The 5,200-nt window shown below is 53.0% G+C and carries 5 protein-coding genes and 1 pseudogene; 4 read left to right on the forward strand and 2 right to left on the reverse strand.

What is annotated here, in order from left to right; translation table 11 throughout:
* The 4 genes and pseudogenes from F7B33_RS09915 to F7B33_RS09930 all read left to right on the forward strand — a co-directional run.
* Positions 1-212, forward strand: a pseudogene (locus tag F7B33_RS09915) (histidinol-phosphate aminotransferase); the annotation flags it as partial.
* A 1-nt stretch (position 213) separates the two neighbouring features.
* Entirely contained in the window at positions 214-939 is a 726-nt protein-coding gene (locus tag F7B33_RS09920) for an HAD family hydrolase (protein WP_297074341.1), read from the forward strand.
* Positions 936-1,712 carry a pyrroline-5-carboxylate reductase gene (proC, locus tag F7B33_RS09925; protein WP_297065602.1) on the forward strand — a complete coding sequence of 259 codons (777 nt, stop codon included), beginning with the start codon at positions 936-938 and terminating at the stop codon, positions 1,710-1,712. The genes F7B33_RS09920 and proC overlap by 4 nt, the downstream gene beginning before the upstream one ends.
* A gap of 33 nt (positions 1,713-1,745) precedes the next feature.
* The gene (locus tag F7B33_RS09930) at positions 1,746-2,738 is read left to right on the forward strand and encodes a TIGR01177 family methyltransferase (RefSeq protein ID WP_297074339.1); all 993 of its coding nucleotides are present in this window, start codon (positions 1,746-1,748) and stop codon (positions 2,736-2,738) included.
* Between the two features lie 4 nt (positions 2,739-2,742).
* Here F7B33_RS09930 and F7B33_RS09935 read toward each other — a convergent pair whose 3' ends face one another.
* Both F7B33_RS09935 and thsB read right to left on the reverse strand, forming a co-directional pair.
* The gene (locus tag F7B33_RS09935; protein WP_297065607.1) at positions 2,743-3,615 is read right to left on the reverse strand and encodes a zinc metalloprotease HtpX; all 873 of its coding nucleotides are present in this window, start codon (positions 3,613-3,615) and stop codon (positions 2,743-2,745) included.
* 74 nt (positions 3,616-3,689) lie between these two features.
* Positions 3,690-5,200: thermosome subunit beta (gene thsB / locus F7B33_RS09940; protein WP_297074340.1), on the reverse strand; the 1,511-nt coding region annotated here is incomplete at its 5' end.

A 5,200-nucleotide genomic window follows, 5' to 3' on the forward strand; every position in this document is an offset into this window, starting at 1 on the left:
AGAGGGTCAGGAAGAAGCTCGGCGACTTGGCTTACCCAAGCGACGCGAACTTTTTACTGGTCAAACTGGACGCCTACGAGGAACTTCTAAGGCAGGGAATCGTCGTCAGAAAGCTCTCAGGTAGGCTGGAGAGACACATAAGGGTGACCATAGGGAGGAGATGGGAGAATGAGGCTTTCTTAAGGGCCGTCGGGGAAATAACGGGTGGTTGAGTTGTGGGTCGTTTTTGACGTCGACGGCACGCTCATAGACGTTAGCGAGAGCTACGACACGGCCGTAAAGTTAACAGTAGAGTACTTCCTCCGAATGTTTGGGGTAGAGAGGAAGATAGACCTTGGACTGGTAAGGAAGCTCCGCTCAAAGGGGTCGTTCGGTGATGACTTCAAGGTGAGCGAGGCGCTAATCCTTTTCTCGCTCGCCGGAGACGTTGAGGAACTCGTGGAGAAGTTCCCGGCCGGGGAGGGAATTGACTGGGTAAGGAACAGGTTCGGCTTCGAGATACACCGGGGAAGCATAGAGAGGGTCTTCAACACATTTTACCTCGGAGACGTCTACCCTAGCAGGCTCTTTGATTTTCCCGGCCTCTGGAAACGGGAAAAACCCCTAATAAGTCCCGAACTCCTTGAGAAACTCGGAAGAATGACCAAAATCGGCGTTGTAACCGGAAGGAACGAACTTGAACTTAGGCTCGCTGAGAAAATCCTCGGCTTTCACTTTGAGAAGGCCATAACTAGAGAACTCGGCCTGAAACCTAACCCTGACCTTCTATGGGAGCTTGTCAAGGGCGAGAAAGGTGTTTACGTGGGGGATACACTAAACGATGAGCTCTTCATCGAGAACTACCGGAGAAAATACGGGAATTTTGATTTCGTTATGGTCGGAAGGGACGTTGAGAACGTTTCGGTTTTTATTGAAAACCTGCTGGAGGTGTTGAGATGAGGATTGCCGTTATAGGTGCCGGAACAATCGGGGGTGCGATAGCAAAGGCCCTCAAAAAGGCCGGATATGAAGTCACAGCCACGAGAAGAAGGGTTGAAAAGGCAAAGGAACTAACGGAGATGGGGATAGAGGTTATCCCCGACAACAGGAAAGCAGTTGAAAAGGCGGATGTGGTCTTCATAGCGGTGAAACCCAACAAGGTCGGGGAGGTTCTTGGGGAGGTATCCGACTTAGTTGAAGAGAAACTCGTGATTTCGGTCGTTGCTGGAATATCACTTAGAGAGCTGAAAAGACTCGCCAATGCAAAGTTCGTCAGGGCCATGCCCAACATAGCTATCCTAGTTAGCGAATCCTTCACGGCTTATTCAACTGACATCGAAGGAGAGGATATAGAAACGGTTGAAAGACTCCTGAGAACCTTCGGTGACTGCATGAGAATTGACGAGGAGCATATGGATGCCATAACTGGACTAAGTGGCTCCGGGCCGGCCTATGTTACAGTTTTCCTTGAGGCCATGGTCTACGGTGGCCTGCGCGTTGGTCTCCCGAGGGACTTGGCAAAGAGGGCCTCACTTCAGACTCTCCTCGGAACGGCAAAGCTTCTCATGGAAACAAAAGCCCACCCTGCTGAGGTCAGGGAGTGGGTTATAACCCCCGGAGGGACTACCATAGACGGCGTTTTTGAACTTGAGGAAGGCAAAATAAGAACGGCCGTTATGAAGGCCGTAGATGCCGCAACGAAAAAGTCAAGGATACTATCGAAGAGGCTGTGAAACCCTTAAAAACCCACCCGGAAAGGAGAAAACATGCTCTACGTGGAAATCCTTGGAAACCTACCGGAGATGGCCGTTGACGAAGTTAGGTCTATGCTTGAGCTCGGAGGTGGAGAGATAGCGGGGAGTGACTACCTTTTCCTGAAGGTAAGTGGCGATGAAAAGGCCTTTCCCTTTCTAAACAGGCTTGGCCTCGCCCACGAGTACGGAAAGCTCCTAGTTGAAGCGGACTCCATCGAGGAACTCCTCGATAAAGCGAAGGAAGTTGAGTGGCCCATCGAGGGCACCTTTAAGGTGGATACCGAGACCATGGCCAACTGCAGACACAAGGTTACTGAACTTCCGAGGAAGCTTGGGGCAGTTATACACGCAAAGGGCTTTAGGGTGAACCTCTCTAAACCGGACACGCTCGTTAGGGTTTACTGCGGTGAGAAACTCCATGCGGGGATACGACTGAAGTTCTTTGACCCCAAGGACTTCGAGAGGAGAAAGGCCCATCACAGACCGTTTTTCAGGCCAATTTCCCTACACCCGAGGATTTCAAGGGCCCTCGTTAACCTAACGAAGGCAAGGAGAGAGCTCCTCGACCCTATGATGGGAGCCGGCGGGATTCTTATAGAGGCGGGTTTAATCGGCCTGAAGGTCTACGGCGTGGACATAAAGCCGGAGATGGTCGAAGGGGCCGAGATGAACCTCAGGCACTACGGAATAAGGGACTACGTCCTTAAGCTCGGCGACGCGACGAGGCTTGAGGAGCTCTTCGATAAGAGATTCGAGGCAATAGCAACAGACCCGCCCTACGGGACATCGGCAACACTTGCAGGAAGAAGAAGGGAGGAACTCTACCGAGAGGTGCTCGAGAGCATTAACGCCGTTCTTGAACCGGGTGGGCGCTTGTCAATAGCCTTTCCAACGAGCTTCGACGGGGAAAAAGAGGCGGAAAAGGTCGGCTTCAAGCTTGTCGGGAAGTACTACCAGAAGGTTCACAAAAGCCTTGAGCGGTATTTCTATGTTCTTGAAAAGTGAGGAATCAGAAGTTGGGCACGTAGCCCATTTCCTCCGCTATCTTCCTGAGCCTCTCGATTCTCTTCTCCGTCGGCGGGTGCGTCGAGAAGAGGTTGGCTATGCTCATCCCCCTGAAGGGATTGACTATGAACATGTGGGCAGTTGCAGGATTCCCTTCGCGCATCGGCCTGTAACGGACGGCCTGTTCTATCTTGAGGAGTGCACTCGCTAGAGCCCATGGCTTGCCACTGAGCTTCGCACCACCCTCATCGGCCAAGAACTCTCTTGAACGGCTTATCGCAGCTTGAATCAGCATTGCCGCGATAGGAGCAAGTATCGCCACGAGTATTGCCGCGAGTACGTTGTCGCCGTCCCTGTCGTCATAAGAGCCAAAAATCGCTATCCAGCGTGCCCAGTAGGCGAGCTGAATTATGGCACCGGCCATCGCCGCCGCTACGGTGCCTATCAGGATGTCCCTGTTCTTTACATGGGTCAGCTCGTGGCCAAGAACCCCCTCGAGCTCGTCTCGGTTAAGGATTCTGAGGAGCCCCTGGGTTACGGCAACGACGGCGTGCTTTGGATTCCTCCCAGTGGCGAACGCATTTGGCGTTTCACTGGGGATTATGGCTATCCTCGGCATAGGGAGTCCTGCTTTCTCCGCTAGTTTTCGAACTATTGCGTAGAGCTCCGGTGCCTCCATCTCGTCAACTACCCTCGCGTTGTACCAACTCAACACGATTTTGTCGCTGTACCAGTAGGTTATGAAGTTGAAGAGCATCGCGAACAGGAACATGGCAAAGGCCACATTGGGCCCGCCGAAGAGGTAACCTATACCCATGAGCAGTCCGGTTAAGATTCCCATCAACAGTCCCGTTCGGAGCCACATCTCAAGCCCCATGCTCTCACCCCGGGAAAGAATACAATGGAAGAAAATAAAGCTTTTTGGTCAGAAGTGGGTAGAAAAGAAGGGCATCACATGCCCATTCCCATATCCATTCCACCCATTCCGCCCATGCCGCCGGGCATTCCTCCGCCCTGACCGCCTTCGGATTTTGTGGGCTTGGCAGCGATGACGTCGTCGATTCTAAGTATCATTATTGCCGCCTCGCTGGCGCTCTTGATAGCCTGCTTCGGAACGCGGAGAGGGGCAATAATGCCCTTCTCGAGCATGTCGGCGGGCTTGCCCTCAAAGACGTCAATGCCTATTCCAAGGCCCTTGTTCTTGTGCTCGCTGATGACCTTGACCATTATGTCAACGGGGTCAAGACCAGCGTTCTCAGCGAGGGTCTTCGGGATTATCTTGAGGGCCTCGGCGAAGGCCTCTATTGCCAGTGCTTCCTTTCCTCCAACCTGCTTGGCGTACTCGTCGAGCCTTATGCTCAGCTCAATCTCCGGGGCACCGCCGGCTGGAAGGATTGCACCGTCCTCCATCACGTCCTTAACGACCTTGATAGCGTCTTCCAGAGCACGCTCGACTTCGTCAACGACGTGCTCGGTCCCACCACGGATGAGTATCGTCACAGCCTTCGGGTTCTTGCAGCCCTCGACGAAAATCATGTTCTCTCCAGCAACCTTCCTCTGCTCGACGAGCTCGGCTTCACCGAGGTCTTCGCTGGTAAGGTCCTTAACGTTGGTGACTATCTTAGCTCCCGTGGCTTTAGCCAGCTTCTCCATGTCGCTCTTCTTGACCCTTCTCACGGCCATTATGCCGTACTTAGCGAGATAGTGCTGAGCCAAATCGTCAATGCCCTTCTGGACGAAGACAACGTTGGCTCCGGTCTTGGCTATGGCCTCGACCATCTCCTTGAGCATCCTCTCCTCCTGCTCGATAAAGTCGAAGAGCTGGTCCGGGCTTGTTATGTTAATCTTTGCATCAGTCTCGGTCTTCTTGACCTCAAGGGCATCTCCAATGAGTGCTATCTTAGCTCCCTCAACCCTCTTCGGCATCCTCGGATGGACGACTTCCTTGTCTATGACAACACCCCTTATGAGCTCGCTCTCGTCAACGCTCTCGCCGGGCTTCTTCTCAATCTTGATGTTGTCTATGTCAATCCTGTACTTTCCGTCCTCCTTCTCGGCAACCTGCTTTACAGCTTCCACTGCCAGCTTGGCCAGAAGTTCGCGGTGGGCCTCGGCGCTCTTTCCGGTGATTGAGGTGCTTGCTATCTTGAGGAGCGTCTCCTCATCGTCCGGGTTGACTTTGATAGCTATCTTGTCGAGTATCTCCTGGGCCTTTTCGGCGGCCATCGTGTAGCCCTTAACTATTATGCTGGGGTGGATGTTCTGGTCGAGAAGCTCTTCAGCCTTCTTGAGAAGCTCGCCGGCGATGACAACGGCAGTAGTGGTTCCATCACCAGCTTCTTTGTCCTGGGTTTTAGCAACCTCAACCATCATCTTAGCAGCAGGATGCTGTATGTCCATCTCGTCGAGGATTGTGGCTCCGTCGTTGGTGATGACGATGTCTCCAAGGCTGTCAACCAGCA

The organism is Thermococcus sp. (assembly GCF_015523185.1).
Lineage (GTDB): Archaea > Methanobacteriota_B > Thermococci > Thermococcales > Thermococcaceae > Thermococcus.